Genomic DNA, 22030 nt, shown 5'->3' on the forward strand with positions numbered 1-22030 from the left:
GTCGTGAACAGGTCTTCTTCTAGGCCTACCCGTTTCCCTCACCCCGTTGCAAGTGCGGTTTAGACCAATTTGCCCGGTTCCGCGAGGAACTTCGGGTACCCCGGCGCGTACGGAAGGCGTATGTTCAGAGGGGTCATCCACCAGCTAGGGACAGCGGAAGAGGAGCGGCATGGACCGCGGCACGGTCGGCAGCGCACACAGGGGCCGGCTTCAGGTCGGCGTGCGGCGCGAGGGTGCGAGCGCCGTCTTCTCGCCTGCGGGTGAGCTCGATCACCACACCGCGGATCTGCTGCGCGAGCCGCTGGAGCAGGCCGTCGACGAGGGTGTGACCAGGCTCGTCGTGGACTGCTCGCGCTTGGAGTTCTGCGACTCCACCGGGCTCAATGTGCTGCTCGGCGCCCGTCTGAAGGCCGAGGCCGAAGGGGGCGGGGTGCACCTCGCCGGGATGCAGCCGGTGGTGGCCAGGGTCTTCGAGATCACGGGAGCGGAGGCGGTCTTCACCGTGCATCCCACCCTCGAGGAAGCGCTCGTGGAGTGACGCGTCACAGCCGCCGTTATCTCTGTGTGGCCACGCTGTGACCATTGCGTAACCGGGGTCACACTTTCCGCGCACAGAAAGCGGGTGTTCGTCCGGTCCGGGCGGGCAGGAGACGCATCGGAACCGTTGGATGCGGCGCGATGTCACAACAAGCGCGATGACAGAACAAGAACGGTCGGGGCCCAGGCCCCGCAGGAACTACGACTGGTGAATCGGTGAGGTGAAGCGCTGATGAGCACCACCCGGCCCCTCTCGCCGGGCGACCGCGGTCCGGAGTCCGGTGCCGCCGGCCCGGGCCCGGATGCTGCGCCCGCCTCCCGTCAGGTGCGCCGGCTGAGCCTCGTGGGCCAGAGCGGCGTCGTGCCCCTTGCGCGCGACTTCACCCGGCAGGCGCTGCACGAGTGGGGCTGGCTGCCAGCGGCCACCGCCGACCGCCGTGCCGCCGCCGAGGACGTGCTCCTGGTCGTCTCCGAGCTGGTCACCAACGCGTGCCTGCACGCCGAGGGCGCGCGCGAGCTGTGGATCGGCTCCGACGGCAAGGTCCTGCGCCTTGAGGTCTCGGACCAGGGTGCGGGCAATCCCGCGCCGCGCACCCCGCACCGCGCCGGCCGCCCCGGTGGCCACGGCATGTTCATCGTCCAACGCCTCTGCCTCGACTGGGGAGTTGTCCGTACGCCGGGTGCGGCGGGCAAGACGGTGTGGGCGGAACTCGCCGCGCCTGCCTAGCGAAGTGCTTCGTCCCGCGTCGCTGCTACACGTCGTCCCGCCTCGCGCTACGTATCGTCCCGCCCCGCCGAATCACCTCATCCGCATCACGCCCCCCGCCCGCGCGTACGTCCGGGCGGTGTCCTCCGGTGCGCGAATCGAACCCTTTTCCGTCCGAAATCTCCCGTCGGCGAGCCCGTTTGCGCAGGTCGGAGACCTCCATCAAACCGCCTCGTTGTTTGTCTTCCCATGTCTTGGCCCCGGGCGTACCTTGAGCGCCCAATCTGATGTGCCGTCAGTAACCTTCAGGGGCCTGGCCCTTGGAGCCGGCGGCCTTCACTCCCGGCATGAGGGGAACTCGAGGTGTCGTACCAGAAAAGCGCCGCCGCGCTTCTAGCCGCGGCCTTGGCCGGCTCGGCGGTACTGCTGGCCGCCCCCGCAGCCCACGCCACCGTGGTGGACGTCAATTACGACTGCAAGACGCCGATCGGACCGAAGAGCGCGGTCTCGCCGGTCGACATCAAGGCCGAGAAGAGCGGCAGCGGCTACAAGCTCACGGTGACCTTCAACAAGGGCGTCTCGTCCAGCCCGGTCGCCCTGCCCAAGGGCGTCATGAAGCCCAGCATCGACATCAAGCTCGGCGGTGCGGAGAGCGGCACCGTCAAGGCCACGGCGGGCGGCAACCCGGCGGACATCCCCGCCAACTCGCCGATCAAGATCCACCCGATGACGGCCACGTACACGCCGAAGGGCAGCGGCAAGGTCACCTTCAGCGCGGGCACGCTCACCATCTCGGCGATGCAGACCACCACGACCTGCACGCCCAAGAACAACCCCAAGCCCTCCCTCGAACTCGACGTCAAGGGCTCGGGCGGCGGCGCGGGATCGGCCACCGACGGCGGCACGGGCGGGGACGCGGCGGCCGCGCCGGACGGCGGCTCCGAGCTGCCGCAGACCGGCCCCGAGGACTCCGCGCTCGCCCTCGGCACCCTCGGCGGCACGGTGCTGCTCGTCGGCGCGGGCGGTGTGCTGTGGCTGACCCGGCGCAACCAAGCGGTGCGCCGGTAGGTCTGATCGGTACGCCCGGTCCGTCCGATCGGCACGTCCGGTCGGCCGGACCGGTCCGCCCGGTCAACGCGCCCGCACAGCACCGCACTTGGAGCCGCCGATGCACCCCGGTCACCGTTTCGCCGCCGTATGCCTGCTCGCAGCCGTGGGCCTCGCCGGCCTGCCCGCGGGCGGCGCGGCGGCGTACGCGGCCGACGACGACCCTTCCTGGTCCGTGGCCCCGTCCTCCGGCAGCGGCACGCGCCCCGCGGAGGACGGCCGCCCGTACTTCTACATGGAGGGGGCGCCGGGCGCCGTCCTGGAGGACACCGTCGCGGTGACCAACCCGGGCGACAAGCCGGCCACGGTGAAGCTGCGCGCCGCGGAGGCGTACAACCGCGCCGACGGCTCCTTCGCCGTACGGGACTCCCGCGGGGAGGCCCGGCCGCACGGCGCCGGCGGCTGGCTGAGCTTCGCCGACGACGAGGTGCGGATACCGGCGCGCACCCGGGCCGAGGTGCCGTTCACCGTGGCGGTGCCGGACGGCGCGACGCCCGGCGACCATCCGGCCGCGCTCATCGCCGAGATGGACGGCAGGAAGGCGGGCGTGCGGGTGCATCTGCGGGTGAGCGGCCCGACGCTGTCGGCGGTGACGGTCGAGGACGTGACGATCGAGGGCGACTCCATCTCGTACGCCCTGGTCAACCGCGGCAATACGGTGCTCACGCCGAAGCTCGCCGTGCGCGCCGACGGCCTCTTCGGCGAGGTGCTCGACCGCGCGGCGCGGACGCTGCCGGTGGAGCTGCTGCCCGGCCGCAAGGTGACGCTGCGCGAGCCCTGGACCGACCGCCCGGCCTTCGATTCGGTACGGGTGGAGCTCACCGTCTCCGCGGACGGCGCCGCCGCCGACAGCGAGGCGGCCGAGCTGCGCATCGTGCCCTGGGCGGCCGTGGCGGGCGGCGGCGCGCTCTTCGCGGGCTTCGCCGGGCTCGCGGTCTTCACCGTACGGCGCAGACGCGCGGCCGCCGCGTTCGCGGCAGAGCTCCAACCGCAGGACGGAGAGCGGGAGTTGGTTTCCGCAGGGACGGGAGAGAAGCAGTGAACGTCGACCGTTACCGTTCGAAGTGGCCGAGCCTTGTGCTGGCCGCACTCCTCGCGGCCGTGGCGTTCGTCCTGCTCCCGGCAGCGGGCGCCGTCGCCGCCGAGAACCCGTCCGTGACCGTCGACAAGGAGGAGGCGGGCAAGGGCGGGGAGGTCACCGTCACCGGCAAGGGCTGGCGGCCCGGCGCCCTGGTGATGATCCTGATCTGCGGGCAGAACATGATCGGCGGCACCAACAGCTGCGCCAACCCCGAGGGCGTCGCCCTCAACACCGACGACAAGGGCGGGTTCAAGAAGAAGATCCCGGTGGCCGAGCCGCCGAAGGCCTGCCCGTGCGTCATCAACGTGGCGACGGTGACGGGGGCCAAGGCCACGGCCCAGGTCCCGTTCAAGGTAGCGGGCCACCCCGTCAAGCCGCTGCCCGACCGGACCGGCGGCGGCAAGCTCGCCGTGCTCGCGGCCACCCGCCTGGAGGGCGACAGCGGCCTGCTCAACTGGTTCGGCTCCCCGCAGAGCCGCAAACTCGTCGTGACCATGGGCAACTTGGGCTCCGCACCCGTCAAGGACCCCGTGTTCAAGGTCGGCACCTCGCACGGCGTCTTCGCGCCGCAGTGGGAGGAGCAGCAGTGGAAGGGCACGATCGCGCCGGGGCAGAAGGCCCAGGTCGAGCTCACCGTGCAGCTCGACGCCGGGGCGCACGGCGACTACCTGGTCTCCCTCCAGTACGGGGGCAAGGTGCTCGCCGAGCAGCCCTGGGGCGTGCCGCGGCCGTGGGGCGTGACGCTGTTCTGGATCCTGCTCTGCATCGTCGTGCCGGCCGCCGTGTTCCGTATCGGCATGGCCGTCGTCGACCGGGTGCGCCCGCGCCGCAAGGGCAACAAGCCGCGCCGGTTCACCGACGTCACGGCGAAACTGCCGAAGGTGCTCAAGCCGACCACGGGCGTCGGCGGCGAGCACAAGAAGCCGCGCATCCCGCGGCGACCGGGAGCCGATCCGGACGCGACGGCACCCGTACCCACCCAGAACTCCGGGGCGACCGCGAACGGGAGCGGCGCCAGCTCGACCGCCACCCTGCCATGGTTCACCCCGGACACCGCGCCGGCCGCGCCGGCACAGCATTCCGCACCGCAAGAGAACCGCCCCGATCCCACAGGAACATCCGAGAGGAAGGGCACTACGTGAACACACGACGGAGAGTGAGCGCGCTGGGCGTCGCGCTCATGCTCGGCGGCGCGGGAATCCTGCTGACCGCAGCACCTGCCCAGGCGGCCGAGTCCACCTGGAAGGCCAAGTGCACACCGAGCATGGGCTCGGACCCGATCGAAGGCACGTCGATCGCCGACATCACGGCTCCGGCCGAGGCGAAGGTGGGCGACGAGATCGAGGTGACCTGGAAGTTCGTCCAGGCCGCGTCGAAGAACCCGGACATCGTGGACCTGCCCGCGGACTCGCTGCTGCCGACCGGCACGGTGAAGGCCGCCGGTGCGCAGACGGCCGACATCAAGCTCGAAGGGCCGCGCAAGAACCCGGCCATCCCCAAGGGCGGCGACATGAAACTCGCCGACATGAAGGGCAAGTTGAAGCTGACGGCACCGGGCGATCTGACCCTGACGCCGGACGAGTACAACATCAACGCCAAGGTCATGGGCTTCGACGTGAACACCAAGTGTGTGCCGCTCGAGAAGGTGCCCACGGCGGTCACGATCAAGGTCACCGGCGACGCCGCGCCCACGACCGGCGGCGGCAACAACGGCGGTACGACGACCACGGGCGGCACCGACGGCGGTACGACCACCGGCGGCACGGCCACGGGTGGTGACACCGGCGGCACCGCGACCGGTGGCGACACCGGCGGTTCGGCGAGCGGCGGCGCGGCGGCCGGCGGCAGCACGGGCGGTGGCGGCGGCAGCGACTTTCCGGGCAAGGAGGTCGCCACGACCTTCGAGTGCACCTCGCCGGGCCCGGCGAAGATCGACGGCAAGGCGACCGTCAGCGCCAAGAAGAACGGTGAGAACTACGACCTCACGGTGAGCACCGCCAAGGGCGTGATGGACAGCCCGGCCGCCCTGCCGGCCGGTGCGATGAAGTCGTCCATGCAGGTCAGGGTGGGCGGCGACGACAAGGGCACGGTCAAGGTCGAGGGCGCCGCGAACAAGGCGCCGATCAAGGCCGGTGACCCGGTCTCCCTCGAGCCCATGACCGGCACGTACAAGCCGGGCGCCGAGGGCAAGGCGGAGCTGAGCCCCGGTGACCTCACGATCAGCGTGACGCTCGGCGGCAACCCGATCACCATCCCGTGCAAGGCCACGAAGACGTCCACCTCGCTGACGCTCGACGTCACCGACCAGGGCGGCGTGGCCGGTGGCGGCGACGGCGGTGCGGCGGCCGGTGGCTCCCCGGCCACGGGCGGCGGCCTCGCCGAGACCGGTGCCGAGTCCGACGGCGCGCTGCGTGCCCTCGGTCTGGTGGCCGGCACGGTGATCCTGCTCGGCGGCGCGGTCTTCACGTTCATGCCGCGGCGCCGCACGCAGTAAGCGGCTCGAAGGCGGTAACCGGCTCAAGGCGGTAACCGGCTTCACGGTGCCGGGTGTTGCTCCCCTCGGGGGCGGCACCCGGCACCTTCGCGTTCCCGGGACGCCCCGACGCGAGGCGGCGGCTTCAGTCGTGCGCCCGCAGCCACCGCAGCACCGCGTCACGCACCGCCGGCGTGAGCAGCGCCGCCCCGTGCGCGGACCCGCGCTCGGTCCGTACGGTCACATCCCGAAGTCCCTTGTCCCGTACGGCAGTCGACAGCGCGCGCGAGTGCGCGGGCGGCACGAAGTCGCCGGCCGAGTGGATCAGGAACAGCGGCGCGTCCCCGGCGCCCGAGGCGTACGAGGCCGCCGACAGCGACCGCCACTGCGCGGGGCAGCCCGCGGGAGCACAGCCCGCGAGCCGCTGCGCCTCCGCCCGCAGCCGCCGCTGCCGCTTCGAGGCCTCCGTCCGCTCGCCGTCCATCCAGGCCCGCAGCGGGGAGGCCACGGGCGAGAGCGCCACGACACCCCGTACGCGCGAGGCACCCTCGCCGTACCCGCCCGTGACCGTCGCGATGTGGCCGCCCGCCGAGGAGCCGAGCACCAGCGGCCGGGTGCCGCTGTGCCGGGCCGCCCAGTCGACCGCGGCCAGGGCGTCGACGCGCTGGGCGGGCCAGTGCGCGTCGGAGTTGAGCCGGTAGTCCGTGTCGTACACCCGGAAGCCGCGCGCGGCGAACCAGCGCGCCCAGCGGCTCCAGTCGGTGTCGTCGGCCCAGTAGCCGCCGTGCAGGATGACCAGCGCGGGCCCGCGGCTGCCGTACACGGAGACCGTCTGCCGCGGGTGCGGGCCGTACGCGTACGTCCGTACGGAAGGCCCGGCGGCCGCGGCCCGCGGGGCGTCCGCGTGGGAGACCGCCGGGTCGGAGGCGGCCGGCGCCGTCGAGGAGGACAGCAGGCCGGCGGAGGCGAGCAGCGCGAGCAGGGCGCGGCGCACGGAGAGGCGCGAGGTGGGGCGCATGTCCCGCATCGTCCACGGGACGCGCCGCCCGGCACGGGAGAAACACGAAGGGCCACCGCACCGAGTGGTGCGGCGGCCCTTCGTTCGAGCTGCGTACGAAGCGTCAGCCTCGGGTGAGCCGGGTCAGCGGACCTCGCCCATCAGGGACTTGACCTTCTTGCGCGCCATGTAGATCGCGAAGCCGGCCAGGACCGCGGCGGCGGCCTCCAGGGCGACGACGCCCTGACCGTTGAGGTCGACACCGGCGATGGAGAGCATGCCGGTCACGGAGTCACCGGCGGTGACCGCGAGGAAGAAGACACCCATCATCTGGGAGGCGTACTTCGCGGGGGCCAGCTTGGTGGTCAGGGACAGACCCACCGGGGACAGGCACAGCTCACCGAAGGTGTGCATCAGGAAGATCAGCACCAGCCACCACATGGTGACCTTGCCGTCGCCCGCCATGCCCATGGGGATCAGGAAGACGAAGAACGAGGCGCCGATGATGACCAGACCCATCGAGAACTTCACGATGGTGTCGGGCTCGCGGTTGCGGCGGGCCAGGGCCAGCCAGATCGCGGCGACGATCGGCGCGAAGATCATGACGAACATCGGGTTCAGGGACTGGAAGAGCGTGTTGGGCATCTCCCAGCCGAAGATCGCGCGCTCGGTGGAGGTGTCACCGAAGAGCGACAGGGTCGAACCACCCTGGTCGAAGATCATCCAGAACACGGCGGCGGCCACGAAGAACCAGACGAAGGCGTTCATCTTCGTCTGCTCCTCGCCCGTCAGGTCCTTGTCGGACTTGATACGGGCGATCACGGCGATCGGGATCAGCAGACCGACGACGGTGATCGGGAGCAGCGCCCAGTTGAGGGTCAGGTCCCAGACACCGGTGAAGGCGACGACCAGGTAGAAGGCGGCGACCACGGCGACGGTGGCCAGCGTCTTGGTGACGACGGCGCGCTTCTCGGGGGCGGTCAGCGGGTTCGGGACCTCGCTGGAGGCCGCGGCCAGGTGCTTGGAGCCGACCATGAACTGGATGGCGCCGAGCGCCATGCCGACGGCCGCGAGACCGAAGCCGAGGTGCCAGTTGACCTTCTCGCCGAGGATGCCGATCGCGAACGGGGCGGCGAAGGCACCGAGGTTGATGCCCATGTAGAAGATCGTGAAGCCACCGTCGCGGCGCACGTCCTTCGGGTCGGTGTACAGCTGGCCGACCATCGTGGAGATGTTGGCCTTCAGCAGACCCGAGCCGACGGCCACGAGGGCCAGACCGACGAAGAACATCGCCTGCGTGGGCAGGGCCAGGCTGACGTGACCGGCGACGATCACGACGCTCGCGATGGCGACCGTCTTGCGGGCGCCCCAGACGCGGTCACCGAACCAGCCGCCGGGCAGCGTGAAGAGGTACACCAGCGACACGTAGACCGAGTAGATCGCGGTGGCCGCAGCCGCCGTGTAGGCGAGGCCGCCGCCCTGGGAGCCGGTCGCGGCATCGGCGCCACCGGAGACCAGGTAGAGCACGAGCAGTGCGCGCATGCCGTAGTAGGAGAAGCGCTCCCACATCTCGGTCATGAAGAGTGTGGCCAGGCCGCGGGGGTGGCCGAAGAAGGTCTTCTCGCCGGCGGCGGAAGGCTTCGTCAGGCTGGACGCCATGGTCGTTCCTTGTTCTGTCGGGACGCGCTTCATGAGCGTGACGCGCGCCCGGTGGGGGGTGGCCGGCACCGGGCACACCACAGCTCTCCCCACGCCCGGGGGTCTCGTTCCACAGGGATACGAAGAAGTGAGCGGTGCGCTCCGGGATCCACGCCCCGTGCGCTTCGTCGCGTCCGGGGCCCGGCCCATAGGTCAATCACTAACGCAAGGCTGACAGTGCAACCTTGCCCGCATAAGGGACTTTCGGCTGATACGCCAGGCCATTGGTCCCATCTGCGGTTATAGGCGTTCGGACACCATAAAGAGATGAAGGCCGCGTATGGAAGGATTTGAGAGCTGGATCACAAGCCCTGATGGAACCGAACCGGTAATTCGAAGGTAACTCATGGAAAAGTCCCGCAGACTCGCAGGGTGAGCCGGAGAATTTTCAGAGTGCCGCTCTTCAGTAGATTTCGGGTTACGTCCGCTATGTGAACCGGCGGCGGCCGCTGGGCCGGAAGCACCCCCTCCGCCGGCCTGTGGCCTGCGGGATGCCCGGCGGCCCACGGCCTTCGACGACTACCATCAGGGCCATGACCCGTGTACTGCTCGCCGAGGACGACGCGTCCATCTCGGAGCCGCTGGCCCGCGCACTGCGCAGGGAGGGTTACGAGGTCGAGGTCCGCGAGGACGGACCGACCGCACTCGACGCGGGGCTTCAGGGCGGTATCGACCTGGTGGTGCTCGACCTGGGCCTGCCCGGCATGGACGGCCTCGAGGTCGCCCGCCGGCTGCGCGCCGACGGACACGCCATCCCGATCCTCATCCTGACCGCCCGCGCCGACGAGGTGGACACGGTGGTCGGCCTGGACGCCGGCGCCGACGACTACGTCACCAAGCCCTTCCGCCTCGCCGAACTCCTCGCCCGCGTCCGCGCCCTGCTGCGGCGCGGCTCCGCCGAGGTCAAGGAGGCCCCCGCCACCCACGGCGTACGGATCGACGTCGAGTCGCACCGCGCGTGGATGGGCGAGGAGGAACTTCAGCTCACCGCCAAGGAGTTCGACCTCCTGCGGGTCCTGGTGCGCGACGCGGGCCGGGTCGTCACGCGCGACCAGCTGATGCGCGAGGTCTGGGACACCACGTGGTGGTCCTCGACCAAGACCCTCGACATGCACATCTCGTGGCTGCGCAAGAAGCTCGGCGACGACGCGGCCAACCCGCGCTACATCGCCACGGTGCGCGGGGTGGGCTTCCGCTTCGAGAAGAGCTGAGCTCTGTCGATCCGTCCGGGCCGGGCAGCCGCCCGTGCTTCGGCGGCGACGCGCACCGGGGTATCGGGGCGGAGCCCCGCAAGGGGGGCACGGGGGCGTCAGCCCCCGGAAACCCACCCGCCGCGGAGCGGCGGAGCACAGCACCCTGAACAGGGTGGGCGCCCCACACGCGTAAGGAAACAACGTTGCGTCGCCGCTTGATCAACTCCACGCTCGCCGTCGTGCTCGTGGTCATCGCCGTCTTCGGCGTCTCCCTCGTCATCGTGGAGACCCGGACGATCACCACCAGCGCCCAGGAGCGCGTGGAGTCCGAGGCGGTGCGGCTCACCTCCATCATCGACGCGCGGCTCATCGGCCAAGAGGAGATCACGCCCAAGGTCCTGCGCGACCAGGTCGACGGCGAGCGCTTCGCCCTGATCGAGATCCCCGGCCGCGCCCCCATCGAGATCGGCAAGCGCCCGGCCGGCGATGTGATCGAGGCGGAGCGGAAGGGCGAGCAGGGCGAGACCGTCACCGTCCAGGAGCCCCGCTCCTCGGTGACCAACGAGGTCTGGCGCACCCTCCTGATGATCCTCGCGGTGGCCACCCTCGCCGTGATCGCCGCGGTGCTGCTCGCCGTACGCCAGGCCAACCGTCTCGCGTCCCCGCTCACCGACCTCGCCGAGACCGCCGAGCGCCTCGGCTCCGGCGACCCGCGGCCGCGCCACAAGCGTTACGGCGTCCCCGAGCTCGACCGCGTCGCCGACGTCCTCGACGCCTCCGCCGAGCGCATCGCGCGCATGCTGACCGCCGAACGCCGCCTTGCCGCCGACGCCTCCCACCAGCTCCGCACGCCGCTGACCGCGCTCTCCATGCGGCTGGAGGAGATCACGCTCACCGACGACCCGGACACGGTGAAGGAGGAGGCCACCATCGCGCTCACGCAGGTGGAGCGGCTCACCGACGTGGTGGAGCGGCTGCTCACCAACTCCCGTGATCCGCGCACCGGTTCGGCCGTCTCCTTCGACCTCGACGAGGTGGTCAAACAGCAGCTGGAGGAGTGGCGCCCCGCCTACCGCAGCGCGGGCCGCGCCATCGTGCACTCCGGCAAGCAGAACCTCCAGGCGGTCGGCACCCCGGGCGCGGTGGCCCAGGTGCTCGCCGCGCTCATCGAGAACTCCCTGATGCACGGCGGCGGCACGGTCGCGCTGCGCACCCGCGTCGCCGGCAACCAGGTGGTCATCGAGGTCACGGACGAGGGCCCCGGCGTCCCCTCCGACCTCGGCCCCCGGATCTTCGAGCGGGCCATCAGCGGCCGCAACTCCACGGGCATCGGCCTCGCGGTGGCCCGCGACCTGGCGGAGGCCGACGGCGGCCGCCTCGAGCTGCTCCAGGCCCAGCCGCCGGTCTTCGGCCTGTTCCTGTCGAGCTCCCCGCGCGCGGCGGACAGGGATGAGGAGCACCGCACGGTCAGGTGAGCCCCGCCGCCGGGTGCCCGCCTGCGAGTCCCGGCACCGGGCGGCCGTCGTCTGCCGGGCCCGCCGCCAGGCAGCCGTCGCTTGCCGGCGCCGCCGCCGGGTGGTCTTCCCACGTCGGGCCCGCCGCCCGCGAGTTCCGCGGCCGGGTGCCCGCCGCCTGCCGGGCCCTGGCGTCGTCCCGTGCGACGGCGTTCGCCGCCCGTGCCTTCGTGCACCGCCCTATGATGCGATCCCGGCCCTCCTCCCGCTTGGAGAAGACGCATGACGGACGCCAGCTCGACGGACGCGGGCACGACGGAAGGCGGCGGCACGACGGAAGCCGGCGCGACAGCCCCCGGCAGCGGTGCGGCGGCCGGCGGCAAGGTGGTCGTGAACCGGGTGATGTCCCTGGACGGGTACATCGCCGGGCCCGGCGACTCGATGGACTGGATCTTCGAGCACATGACCTCGGCTACGTTCCCCGAGGTCATGGCCGCCACGGGCGCCATGCTCATCGGACGGGGCACGTACGAGGTCGGCAAGCGCATGGCCGCGGAGAACCCCGAGAACCCGGAGTACGACGGCGGGGCGCAGTTCGTCCTCACCCACCGCCCGCCCGCGGAGCCCGACCCCCACGTCACCTTCCTCACCTGCGGTATCGAGGAGGCCGTGGCCACGGCACGCCGCGCGGCGGGCGACCGGAACCTGGAGATCCTCGGCGCCGACGTGGCTGCCCAGTGCCTGGAGCACGGCCTCGTCGACGAGATCCTGGTGTACGTCCTGCCGGTGCTGCTCGGCGACGGCGTCCGCTTCACGCCGCCCGGACTCGACCGGATCGACCTGGAGCCCTTCGCCCATCTCCACTCGGGCGGGGTCACCCTGCTGCGCTTCCGGGTGCGCAAGTAGCCGCGCAGGACTCGGGTGCGAGCGCGCTAGCGCTCCGCCCGCTCGGGCCGCGGGTCGTCCAGGAACGATTCCGCGCTGGCCACGGCCTCGCGGGCGGGCAGGGTGCGGAACACCCACGTGCGGTAGGACCAGAACCGGAACATCGTCGCGATCCCGATGCCCACGAACTTGAAGATGTTGGACTGGAGCCTGCTGTCCCAGCCGAACCAGTACGTGGCCGCGTAGAGCACCCCGTTCTCGATCACGAGCCCGACGATCGAGAACAGCAGGAAGAGCGTCATCTCTTTGGTGCGGCTGCTCTTGTCGCGGTCACGGTACGTGAAGTACCGGAACCCGATGTAGTTGCAGCAGATCGCGACGGCCGTCGCGAGAATCGAGGCGCGCACGACCGGGATGTCGGTGGTGTGCCGCAGCAGGTTGAAGACGCCCAGGTTGACCAGCATCCCGACGCCGCCCACGGCACCGAACTTCGCGATCTCCCGCCAGAGCTGATCCAGTTGTGCGCGCAGTGCGCCACGCTCACTCATGGTGATCGCTCAGCCCCGTTCCGTGGTTTCCCCCGCCTGGTCGTTCAAGCCATGCTAACCAGACTGTGAGATGTGACGCAGGACTCGTAGGTCTTTACGTATCCGGGGGCCCCTTACCCTGGAGGATGTGACGTTCCCCGTAGTCGGCATGGTCGGCGGTGGGCAGCTCGCGCGCATGACGCACGAAGCAGGCATCCCGCTCGGCATCAGGTTCAAGCTCCTCAGTGACACCCCCACGGATTCCGCGGCGCAGGTGGTCGGCGATGTCGTCGTCGGCGACTACCGCGACCTGGAGACGCTGCGCGCGTTCGCCCGCGGCTGCGACGTGATCACCTTCGACCACGAGCACGTACCGCTCGAGCACCTGCGCGCCCTGGAGGCGGACGGCATCGCCGTACGTCCGGGCCCGGCGGCGCTCCGGTACGCGCAGGACAAGGGCGCGATGCGCGAGCGCCTCACCGCGCTCGGCGCGCCCTGCCCGCGCCACCGCATCGTGGCCGACGCGGCCGACGTGGTCGCCTTCGCCGAGGAGGGCGACGGCTTCCCCGTCATCCTCAAGACGGTGCGCGGCGGTTACGACGGCAAGGGCGTGTGGTTCGTACGCTCCGAGGCGGACGCCGCCGAGCCGTTCAAGGCCGGCGTCCCCGTGCTCGCCGAGGAGAAGGTGGACTTCGTACGGGAGCTCGCGGCCAACGTCGTGCGCTCGCCGCACGGGCAGGCCGTCGCCTACCCGGTCGTGGAGTCCCGCCAGGTCGACGGCGTCTGCGACACCGTGATCGCACCCGCGCCCGCCCTCGCGGAGGAACTGGCGGGCGAGGCCCAGGAGTTGGCGCTCCGTATCGCCGACGAACTCGGCGTGGTCGGCCACCTCGCCGTCGAGCTCTTCGAGACGCGCGACGGCCGGATCCTGGTCAACGAGCTGGCGATGCGCCCGCACAACTCCGGGCACTGGACGATGGACGGCGCGGTGACCTCGCAGTTCGCCAACCACGTCCGCGCCGTGCTCGACCTGCCCCTCGGCGACCCGCGCCCGCGTGCGACCTGGACCGTGATGGCCAACGTGCTCGGCGGGGACTACCCCGACATGTACTCCGCGTATCTGCACTGCATGGCACGCGACCCGCAGCTCAAGATCCACATGTACGGCAAGGACGTGAAGCCCGGCCGCAAGGTCGGTCATGTGAACACCTACGGCGACGACTTGGACGATGTGCTGGAGCGCGCATCGCACGCCGCCGGCTACCTGCGAGGAACAATCGTCGAGTGAGCAACGCGAACGGAACAAGCGGGATGAGCACGGCACCTGTCGTCGGCATCGTCATGGGCTCCGACTCCGACTGGCCCGTGATGGAGGCGGCCGCGCAGGCGCTCGCCGAGTTCGAGATCCCGTACGAGGTCGACGTCGTCTCCGCGCACCGGATGCCGCGCGAAATGATCGCGTACGGCGAGGAAGCCGCGGACCGCGGCCTCAAGGCGATCATCGCGGGCGCCGGGGGAGCGGCCCACCTGCCCGGCATGCTCGCGTCGGTGACGCCGCTGCCGGTGATCGGTGTGCCCGTACCGCTGAAGTACCTCGACGGCATGGACTCCCTGATGTCCATCGTGCAGATGCCGGCCGGCGTCCCCGTCGCCACGGTCTCCGTCGGCGGCGCGCGCAACGCCGGGCTGCTCGCGGCCCGCATCCTCGCCGCGCACGACGCCGAACTCCTCGGCCGCATGCGGGAGTTCCAGCAGGAGCTGAACGACCAGGCCACCGAGAAGGGCCGCCGGCTGCGCGCGAAGGCCGAGGGCAACAAGTCCTTCGGCTTCGCCAAGTAGCGATCCCCAGGTCAGGCTCATGGTGAGGGTCGTGCCCCCGGCGGTTACGTTGGGGGCATGACTTCCTCGCCGGACACCGACCTCGCGCCCTACCTCGCCGAAGCCCTCGACCTGCTCGCCGAGCACCCGGTCGTCGACGGGCACAACGACCTGCCGTGGGCGCTGCGCCAGCACGCGCGCTACGACCTCGCGCAGTTCGACATCGCGGGCGATCTGCGCGGCCGGCTGCACACCGACATCCCGCGGCTGCGGGCGGGCGGCGTGGGCGCGCAGTTCTGGTCGGTGTACGTGCGCAGCGACATGGCGGGCGAGGACGCGGTCAGCGCCACCCTCGAACAGATCGACTGCGTCGACCAGTTGCTGGCCGCGTACCCGAAGGACCTCGTCCGCGCGCTGACCGCCGACGACATGGAGAAGGCGCGCGGCGAGGGCCGTATCGCCTCGCTCAAGGGCGCCGAGGGCGGCCACTCCATCAACAACTCGCTGGCCACGCTGCGGGCGCTGCACGCGCTCGGCGTGCGCTACATGACGCTCACGCACAACGACAACATCGCGTGGGCGGACTCGGCCACGGACGAGCCGGGCGTGGGCGGGCTCTCGGCCTTCGGCCGCGAGGTGGTCCGCGAGATGAACCGCACCGGCATGCTCGTCGACCTCTCGCACGTCGCCGCCTCCACGATGCGCGACGCCCTGGACGAGTCGGCGGCCCCGGTGATCTTCTCCCACTCGTCCTCGCGCGCGGTCTGCGACCACCCGCGCAACATCCCGGACGACGTGCTCGCGCAGCTCCCCGCCAACGGCGGTGTGGCCATGGCCACCTTCGTCCCGAAGTTCATCCTGCCCGCGGCCGTCGCGTGGACCCAGGCCGCCGACGAGAACATGCGCGCCCACGGCCGCCACCACCTCGACACCACCCCCGAGGCGATGGAGATCCACCGCGCCTTCGAGGCCGCCAACCCGCGCCCCATTGCGACCGTCGCCACGGTCGCCGACCACCTCGACCACATGCGCGAGGTGGCGGGCATCGACCACATCGGCATCGGCGGCGACTACGACGGCACCGCGTTCACGCCCTCCGGCCTGGACGACGTGGCGGGCTACCCCAACTTGATCGCCGAGCTCCTGCGCCGCGGCTGGTCCACCGCCGACCTCGCCAAGCTCACCTGGTCGAACGCGGTACGGGCGCTGCGCGATGCGGAGGACGTGGCCCGGGACCTCCAGTCCCGGCGCGGCCCGTCGAACGCGACGATCGACCAGCTGGACGGTCCGGCCACTTCCTAGCGTGCGCCGGGGTCCGGGGGTGGGTGCGTGCGTGTGACGCCGTACCCCCGGACGCACCACTCACCAGGTCGCACGCGCGGGGCCGTGTCACGGTGGGCGATACGCGCAGCCCCCCGCACCCCACGTGACCGGAGCCCCCGATGGCGGATCTGCAGGAAGAGTCGCTGGCCCCAGGAGAAGTCGGCAAGCTGGACGAGCCCACGGCGCCGGTCCACGGCGGCGACGCCGTCCCACCGGAATACGACGAGCCGGCCGTCCCGCAGGACGACCCTGCGCCCACGGAAGCAGACGGCGACACCACCCGCGCCTGCGACCTCTCCCGCGCCCGCGACCTCCTGGCCCGCCACCCGGTGGCCGACGGTCACAGCGGGCTGCCCTGGGCGCTGCACCAACTCAGCTGGTACGACTTGGAGTTGGGTGAGAGTGCGCTGCGCACCGACATCCCGCGGCTGCGCGAGGGGGCGGTGGGCGCGCAGTTCTGGTCGCTCGCCCTGCCCGCCGAGGTGCGCGGCGAGCGGGCCGTCTCCGCCACGCTGGACCTCATCGACCTCGCGGGCCGGGTCATCGCCTCGCACCCCGAGGCGCTGCGGCTGACCCGTACGCCCTCGGACGCCGCCGACGCCCGCTCCCACGGCCGGATCGCCTGCCTGCTCGGCCCCGCCGAGGCCCGCGCGCTCGGCGACTCGCTCGGCGCCCTGCGCGCCCTGCACGCACTCGGCGTCCGCAGCCTCGCCCTGCACTCGACGAGTTGGGCCGCGGGGGCGGGCCTGACCCGCTTCGGCGAGGAGGTCGTACGGGAGTGCAACCGCCTCGGCGTCCTGCTCGACCTCAGCGGCAGCTCACCGCGCACCGTCGAGCGCACCCTGGCCGTCACGAAGGCCCCGGTGGTCTTCTCGCGCTCGGGTGCCGCCGCCCTCACCCCGCACCCGGCGAACGTGGACGACGGGGTGCTGGCCGCGCTGCGCGCGAACAAGGGCCTGTGCATGGTCCCGTGCGCCGCCGAGCGCACCGGCCCGACGCTGGCGCGGGTGGCGGACCACCTGGACCATGTCCGCGCGGTGGCCGGGGTCGAGTGCGTCGCCCTGTCCGGTACGTACGACACCGAGGACCGGCCGGCCCAGGGCGTCGAGGACACCTCCCGCTACCCGGAGCTGGTCGCGGAGCTGCTGCGCCGCGGCTGGACCGAGACCGACCTCGCGCAGCTGACGTGGGGCAACGTCCAACGGGTGCTCAGGGACACGGAGTTCACGGCCCGCGCGGCCCAGGAACGCAGGCCCCCGTCTACGGCCACTGCGGAGCGGTTGGACGGCTGAGCGGCCGGGCGGCTGAGCGTCCGGACGGCTGCGTCTGGACGGCTGGGCGCGCCGGCTGGGCGCGCCGGCTGGGCGCGCCGGGGGCGATGTCAGTGGGCGGCAGTAGCCTTGAAAAGGGCACGGCCCCCGGGCGGGAGGGGTTTGTCCGGCGAAGGGGTGGCCACCTTACGCCGCCGGACGCCCCATCGCCCGGTACGTCCAGCCCGCCTCGCGCCACAGGACCGGGTCGAGCGCGTTGCGGCCGTCGAGGATGACGCGCTCGGCCGCGACCGCGCCGAGCGCCGCCGGGTCCAGCTCGCGGAACTCGCGCCATTCGGTGAGGTGCAGCACGACATCGGCGCCGCGGACCGCGCCGAGCGCGGTGTCGGCGTAGCCCAGCGTCGGGAACAGTTTGCGGGCGTTGTCCATGCCCTTGGGGTCGTAGACCGTGACCTGGCCGCCCTGGAGGTGGATCTGCCCGGCGACATTGAGCGCCGGCGAGTCCCGTACGTCGTCCGAGTCCGGCTTGAAGGTCGCACCGAGCACGGCGACGCGCTTGCCCAGGAACGACCCGCCCCCGACCGCCTCGCGCGCCAGCTCCACCATGTGCCCGCGCCGCCGCATGTTGATCGAGTCGACCTCGCGCAGGAAGGTCAGCGCCTGGTCGGCGCCCAGCTCACCGGCGCGCGCCATGAACGCGCGGATGTCCTTGGGCAGACAGCCGCCGCCGAAGCCGATCCCGGCCCGCAGGAACTTCTTGCCGATCCGGTCGTCGTAGCCGATCGCCTCGGCGAGCTTCACCACGTCGCCGCCGGCGGCCTCGCAGACCTCCGCCATCGCGTTGATGAAGGAGATCTTCGTGGCGAGGAAGGAGTTCGCGGAGGTCTTCACCAGCTCCGCGGTGGGGAAGTCCGTGACCACGAAGGGCGAGCCCTCGGCGATCGGCGTCGCGTACACCTCGCGCAGGACCTTCTCCGCGCGCTCGCTCCGCACACCCGCCACGAGCCGGTCGGGGTGCAGGGTGTCCTGGACGGCGAAGCCCTCGCGCAGGAACTCCGGGTTCCACGCCAGCTCCACGCCCTCCGGCAGCAGCTCCGCGAGCCGCGCGGCCGAGCCGACCGGCACGGTCGACTTGCCGACGACCAGGGACCCCTCCCGTACGACAGGGGCGAGCGAACCGAACGCGGCGTCCACGTAGCTCATGTCGCACGCGTACTCACCGTGCTTCTGCGGCGTGTTGACGCACACGAAGTGGACGTCGCCGAACGCGCCGACCTCCTCCCAGGAGGTGGTGAACCGCAGCCGCCCGCTCGACCCGGGCAGCCCCGCCACGTGCCGGGCGAGCAGTTCCTCCAGACCCGGCTCGTACATCGGCACCTTGCCCGCCGAGAGCATCTCGATCTTCTCGGGCACGACGTCGAGCCCGAGCACCTCGAAGCCGAGCTCCGCCATGGCCGCGGCGTGGGTGGCGCCGAGGTATCCGGTGCCGATCACGGTGATCTTGAGGGACATGTGCGGTGCTCCTGTGGATACGGGTCAGGACTGCCGACCGAGCATAGTCGGGGATGCGGAGGGGAACGTTCGTCCGTGGCGCGCGGGCGCTCCGCGCTGTCACCAAGCTCACGTATCCCCCGGGGGGCCCACCCCCTAAAATCTGGGTTACTTAACGGTAGTTAGCACCAGTTGTTTGCACCGGCACGCACCGACCGCAGCAGCGGCACCTTGGGAGTGAGAGAACTTGGCGGGAAACGCTGAATTCGACCTGTACCGTCCGGCCGAGGAGCACGACATGCTCCGCGACGCGGTCCGTTCGCTCGCCGAGGCGAAGATCGCCCCGCACGCGGCCGCGGTCGACGAGGAGGCCCGCTTCCCGCAGGAGGCCCACGACGCGCTCGTGGCCAACGACCTGCACGCCGTGCACGTCCCCGAGGAGTACGGCGGCGCCGGCGCCGACGCGCTCGCCACGGTCATCGTGATCGAGGAGGTCGCCCGCGTGTGCGCCTCCTCCTCCCTCATCCCCGCCGTGAACAAGCTGGGCTCGCTCCCGGTCATCCTCTCCGGCTCCGAGGAGCTGAAGAAGAAGTACATGGGGCCGCTGGCCAAGGGCGAGGGCATGTTCTCGTACTGCCTCTCCGAGCCGGACGCCGGTTCGGACGCGGCGGGCATGAAGACCAAGGCCGTGCGCGACGGCGACTTCTGGGTGCTCAACGGTGTGAAGCGCTGGATCACCAATGCGGGCGAGTCGGAGTTCTACACGGTGATGGCCGTGACGGACCCCGAGAAGCGCTCGCGCGGCATCTCGGCCTTCGTCGTCGAAAAGGGCGACGAGGGCGTCTCCTTCGGCGCCCCGGAGAAGAAGCTCGGCATCAAGGGATCGCCGACCCGCGAGGTCTACCTCGACAACGTCCGCATCCCCGCCGACCGCATGATCGGCGAGGAGGGCACGGGCTTCGCGACCGCCATGAAGACCCTGGACCACACCCGCATCACCATCGCGGCCCAGGCCCTCGGCATCGCGCAGGGCGCCCTCGACTACGCCAAGGGCTACGTCCAGGAGCGCAAGCAGTTCGGCAAGCCGATCGCCGACTTCCAGGGCATCCAGTTCATGCTCGCCGACATGGCGATGAAGATCTCCGCGGCCCGCGCGCTCACGTACCAGGCCGCCGCCGCCTCCGAGCGCGGCGACGCCGACCTCACGTACCTGGGCGCGGCCGCCAAGTGCTTCGCCTCGGACATCGCGATGGAGGTCACCACGGACGCCGTCCAGCTCCTCGGCGGCTACGGCTACACCCGCGACTACCCGGTCGAGCGCATGATGCGCGACGCCAAGATCACGCAGATCTACGAGGGCACGAACCAGGTCCAGCGCATCGTGATGGCACGCAACCTGCCGTAACGACAGCCGCACACACCGACGGCGGGCGTCCCCTTGGGGGCGCCCGCCGTCTGCTCTGCCGAGACCCGCCGGGGTCGCGACGGTCACTCCGTGACGGTGACCTTCTCGTCGTTCTTCAGCTGCTGCACCAGCTGCTGCACCTTGGCCTTGTCCCAGACCAGGTTGCCGCCGCGGCTGCCCGAGATCGGCATGTTCATCGACTTGCCGTCGCCGCCCGTGATGCCCTTCATCGCCCAGAACATCTCGGCCAGGTCGAACAGGCTCATGTCCTTGTCGACGATCAGGGTGTCCAGGCCCGCGCCCATCGTCGGGTAGAGCTTGAAGGGGTTCAGGACCGTGGTCGGGGTGGCCGCCTCGTTGGCGAGGGCCGCGAGGAACTTCTGCTGGTTCTTCGTACGGTCCAGGTCGCCGCCGGCCAGGCCGTAGCGCTGGCGGACGAAGGCCAGGGCCTGCTCGCCGTTCATCTCGTGCGTGCCCGGCTCGAAGTCCGCGCCGGACTTCTTGTCCTTCATGGGCTTGTCGACCTTGATCTCCACACCGCCGACCGCGTCCACGATCTTCGCGAAGCCGCCGAAGCCGATCTCCGCGTAGTGGTCGATCTTCAGGCCGGTGTTGTGCTCGACCGTGCGCACGAGCAGCTCGGGGCCGTCCTCGGCGTACGCCGCGTTGAGCTTCACGCGGCGGCCGGTGTTCGGGAAGGTCTTGCCGGACTCCGAGCCCACGAAGGACGGGATCTCGACGTCCGAGTCACGGGGCAGCGAGATCATCGTGTTCCCGTTGTCCCCGACGTGCAGGATCATCATCGAGTCCGTGCGCTTGCCCTCGGCGGAGCCGGTGTGCAGGCGCTTCTTGTCCTCGGCGGACAGCCCCTCACGGCTGTCGGAGCCCACGATCAGATAGTTCGTGCCCTCGCCGCCGCCGGGCCGCTCGATCACCTTCGACAGGTCGACCTCGCGCTTGAGCTTGGAGTCGGCCCAGAAGTACGTGGCGACGGACCACACCAGCATGACCGCGACGAGCGTGATCAGACCGATCTTGATACGGCGCTTCCAGTCGGGCGCCGGCCGGCCCGCGGCGTAGTAGCCGTCGTCCCCGCCGCGTCCCGCACCGCCCCGGCCGCCGCGGGACGTGCCGCCGTACACCTGGCCGTCGCTGTAGCCGCTGTCGTAGCCGGCGCGTCCGTCGTCGTACCCGCCCTCGTAGCGGTCGTCGTGACCGCCGTACGCGGGCTGCGACGGGACACCGTACGACGGTGCGGCCTGAGGGGCCTGACCGCGCTGGACATGGCGCATCGTGCGCGCGCCCTCCGGCTGCGCACTGCTCGCGCCGCGTCCGTATCCACGGTTGCGGTCGTCACCACTCCACCCCTGGGGCCAGTCATTCATGCCCCCAGTGTGCAGGGTGGATAAAGGCGTACGACAAGGGATGCCGTGAAACCGGGCCAGTGCTGTTGCACACCTGACACAAAGCACCCACGACCAGGCCAGACATAGAGTGGAGGGCATGACAGACCAGGCCCCTCACCCGGAGGCGGAGATTCCGGGCAAGCCGACCGCGGCCTCCCGGACCACGCTCAGCCACATCATGACCCACAACGACACCAACCTTCTGGGCACGGTGCACGGCGGGGTGATCATGAAACTGGTGGACGACGCCGCGGGCGCGGTGGCGGGACGGCACTCCGGCGGACCCGCGGTGACGGCGTCCATGGACGAGATGGCGTTCCTGGAGCCGGTCAGGGTCGGCGACCTGGTCCATGTGAAGGCCCAGGTCAACTGGACCGGCCGGACCTCGATGGAGGTGGGCGTCCGGGTCCTCGCCGAGCGCTGGAACGAATCCACGCCCGCCCAGCAGGTCGGCTCCGCGTACCTCGTGTTCGCCGCCGTCGACGCCGACGGCAAGCCGCGCCGGGTCCCGCCGGTGGTCCCGGAGACGGAGCGCGACCGCCGCCGCTACCAGGAGGCCCAGATCCGCCGCACCCACCGCCTCGCCCGCCGCCGCGCGATCATGGAACTGCGCGAGAAGCGGGCGGCGGAGGGCCTGGACGACTGAGCGGAAGCGGAT

Annotated in this window: 20 protein-coding genes; 15 read left to right on the forward strand and 5 right to left on the reverse strand. The window is 71.1% G+C overall.

The genetic code is table 11. The features are described 5' to 3' along the window. Nucleotides 1–169 precede the first annotated feature (169 nt). From BLT97_RS33065 to BLT97_RS33090, 6 genes are all read left to right on the forward strand, one after another. Entirely contained in the window at nucleotides 170–538 is a 369-nt protein-coding gene (locus BLT97_RS33065; RefSeq protein WP_093616973.1) for an STAS domain-containing protein, read from the forward strand. A gap of 231 nt (nucleotides 539–769) precedes the next feature. Next, complete coding sequence (locus BLT97_RS33070; protein ID WP_093616975.1) at nucleotides 770–1264, forward strand: ATP-binding protein; 495 nt, start codon at nucleotides 770–772, stop codon at nucleotides 1262–1264. A 342-nt stretch (nucleotides 1265–1606) separates the two neighbouring features. Beyond that, nucleotides 1607–2311 carry an LPXTG cell wall anchor domain-containing protein gene (locus BLT97_RS33075; protein WP_093616977.1) on the forward strand — a complete coding sequence of 235 codons (705 nt, stop codon included), beginning with the start codon at nucleotides 1607–1609 and terminating at the stop codon, nucleotides 2309–2311. Nucleotides 2312–2411: 100 nt separating this feature from the next. Then, nucleotides 2412–3392 carry a COG1470 family protein gene (locus BLT97_RS33080; protein WP_093616979.1) on the forward strand — a complete coding sequence of 327 codons (981 nt, stop codon included), beginning with the start codon at nucleotides 2412–2414 and terminating at the stop codon, nucleotides 3390–3392. After that, a complete protein-coding gene (locus tag BLT97_RS33085) occupies nucleotides 3389–4573 on the forward strand; it encodes a hypothetical protein (protein ID WP_093616981.1) in 1185 nt (394 codons plus the stop codon). Before BLT97_RS33080 ends, BLT97_RS33085 begins: the two co-directional genes overlap by 4 nt. A 14-nt stretch (nucleotides 4574–4587) precedes the next feature. After that, entirely contained in the window at nucleotides 4588–5925 is a 1338-nt protein-coding gene (locus BLT97_RS33090) for a hypothetical protein (protein WP_093616983.1), read from the forward strand. Nucleotides 5926–6049: 124 nt separating this feature from the next. Here the strand turns inward: BLT97_RS33090 and BLT97_RS33095 are convergent, their stop codons facing one another. Both BLT97_RS33095 and BLT97_RS33100 read right to left on the reverse strand, forming a co-directional pair. Beyond that, on the reverse strand, nucleotides 6050–6922 hold the full coding sequence (locus BLT97_RS33095) for an alpha/beta hydrolase family protein (protein ID WP_093616985.1): 873 nt from the start codon (nucleotides 6920–6922) through the stop codon (nucleotides 6050–6052). 123 nt (nucleotides 6923–7045) lie between these two features. Further along, nucleotides 7046–8560 (reverse strand): peptide MFS transporter, encoded by a 1515-nt coding sequence (locus tag BLT97_RS33100; RefSeq protein WP_093616987.1) that lies wholly within the window; start codon nucleotides 8558–8560, stop codon nucleotides 7046–7048. Between the two features lie 572 nt (nucleotides 8561–9132). Between BLT97_RS33100 and BLT97_RS33105 the strand changes: the two genes are divergently transcribed. The 3 genes from BLT97_RS33105 (at nucleotide 9133) to BLT97_RS33115 (ending at nucleotide 12152) form a co-directional block, all read left to right on the forward strand. Next, complete coding sequence (locus BLT97_RS33105; RefSeq protein ID WP_093616989.1) at nucleotides 9133–9810, forward strand: response regulator transcription factor; 678 nt, start codon at nucleotides 9133–9135, stop codon at nucleotides 9808–9810. Between the two features lie 185 nt (nucleotides 9811–9995). After that, nucleotides 9996–11267: an ATP-binding protein gene (locus BLT97_RS33110; protein WP_093616991.1), complete on the forward strand. Its 1272-nt coding sequence runs from the start codon at nucleotides 9996–9998 to the stop codon at nucleotides 11265–11267. Nucleotides 11268–11528: 261 nt separating this feature from the next. Further along, entirely contained in the window at nucleotides 11529–12152 is a 624-nt protein-coding gene (locus BLT97_RS33115; RefSeq protein ID WP_093616993.1) for a dihydrofolate reductase family protein, read from the forward strand. A 26-nt stretch (nucleotides 12153–12178) separates the two neighbouring features. On the opposite strand, the gene BLT97_RS33120 is transcribed toward BLT97_RS33115, so the two are convergent. Continuing rightward, nucleotides 12179–12679, reverse strand: a complete 501-nt coding sequence (locus BLT97_RS33120) for a GtrA family protein (RefSeq protein WP_093616995.1) — start codon at nucleotides 12677–12679, stop codon at nucleotides 12179–12181. 127 nt (nucleotides 12680–12806) lie between these two features. Between BLT97_RS33120 and BLT97_RS33125 the strand changes: the two genes are divergently transcribed. The 4 genes from BLT97_RS33125 to BLT97_RS33140 all read left to right on the forward strand — a co-directional run bounded on the left by BLT97_RS33125 (nucleotide 12807) and on the right by BLT97_RS33140 (nucleotide 17091). Further along, on the forward strand, nucleotides 12807–13946 hold the full coding sequence (locus BLT97_RS33125; RefSeq protein WP_093616997.1) for a 5-(carboxyamino)imidazole ribonucleotide synthase: 1140 nt from the start codon (nucleotides 12807–12809) through the stop codon (nucleotides 13944–13946). Between the two features lie 23 nt (nucleotides 13947–13969). Then, entirely contained in the window at nucleotides 13970–14497 is a 528-nt protein-coding gene (gene purE / locus BLT97_RS33130) for a 5-(carboxyamino)imidazole ribonucleotide mutase (protein WP_093616999.1), read from the forward strand. Nucleotides 14498–14554: 57 nt separating this feature from the next. Next, nucleotides 14555–15778, forward strand: coding sequence for a dipeptidase (locus BLT97_RS33135; protein WP_093617001.1), 1224 nt, complete (start codon nucleotides 14555–14557; stop codon nucleotides 15776–15778). Between the two features lie 140 nt (nucleotides 15779–15918). After that, complete coding sequence (locus tag BLT97_RS33140) at nucleotides 15919–17091, forward strand: dipeptidase (protein ID WP_093617003.1); 1173 nt, start codon at nucleotides 15919–15921, stop codon at nucleotides 17089–17091. A 165-nt stretch (nucleotides 17092–17256) separates the two neighbouring features. Here BLT97_RS33140 and BLT97_RS33145 read toward each other — a convergent pair whose 3' ends face one another. Further along, a complete protein-coding gene (locus BLT97_RS33145) occupies nucleotides 17257–18582 on the reverse strand; it encodes a UDP-glucose dehydrogenase family protein (RefSeq protein WP_093617005.1) in 1326 nt (441 codons plus the stop codon). A gap of 226 nt (nucleotides 18583–18808) precedes the next feature. Between BLT97_RS33145 and BLT97_RS33150 the strand changes: the two genes are divergently transcribed. Next, complete coding sequence (locus BLT97_RS33150; RefSeq protein WP_093617007.1) at nucleotides 18809–19966, forward strand: acyl-CoA dehydrogenase family protein; 1158 nt, start codon at nucleotides 18809–18811, stop codon at nucleotides 19964–19966. Between the two features lie 83 nt (nucleotides 19967–20049). Here BLT97_RS33150 and BLT97_RS33155 read toward each other — a convergent pair whose 3' ends face one another. After that, nucleotides 20050–21351 carry an LCP family protein gene (locus BLT97_RS33155; RefSeq protein ID WP_093617009.1) on the reverse strand — a complete coding sequence of 434 codons (1302 nt, stop codon included), beginning with the start codon at nucleotides 21349–21351 and terminating at the stop codon, nucleotides 20050–20052. A gap of 118 nt (nucleotides 21352–21469) precedes the next feature. On the opposite strand from BLT97_RS33155, the gene BLT97_RS33160 reads away from it, so the two are divergent. Further along, a complete protein-coding gene (locus BLT97_RS33160; protein ID WP_093617012.1) occupies nucleotides 21470–22018 on the forward strand; it encodes an acyl-CoA thioesterase in 549 nt (182 codons plus the stop codon). Nucleotides 22019–22030 lie beyond the last annotated feature (12 nt).

Source organism: Streptomyces indicus (genome assembly GCF_900100315.1).
Classification (GTDB): Bacteria; Actinomycetota; Actinomycetes; order Streptomycetales; family Streptomycetaceae; genus Streptomyces; species Streptomyces indicus.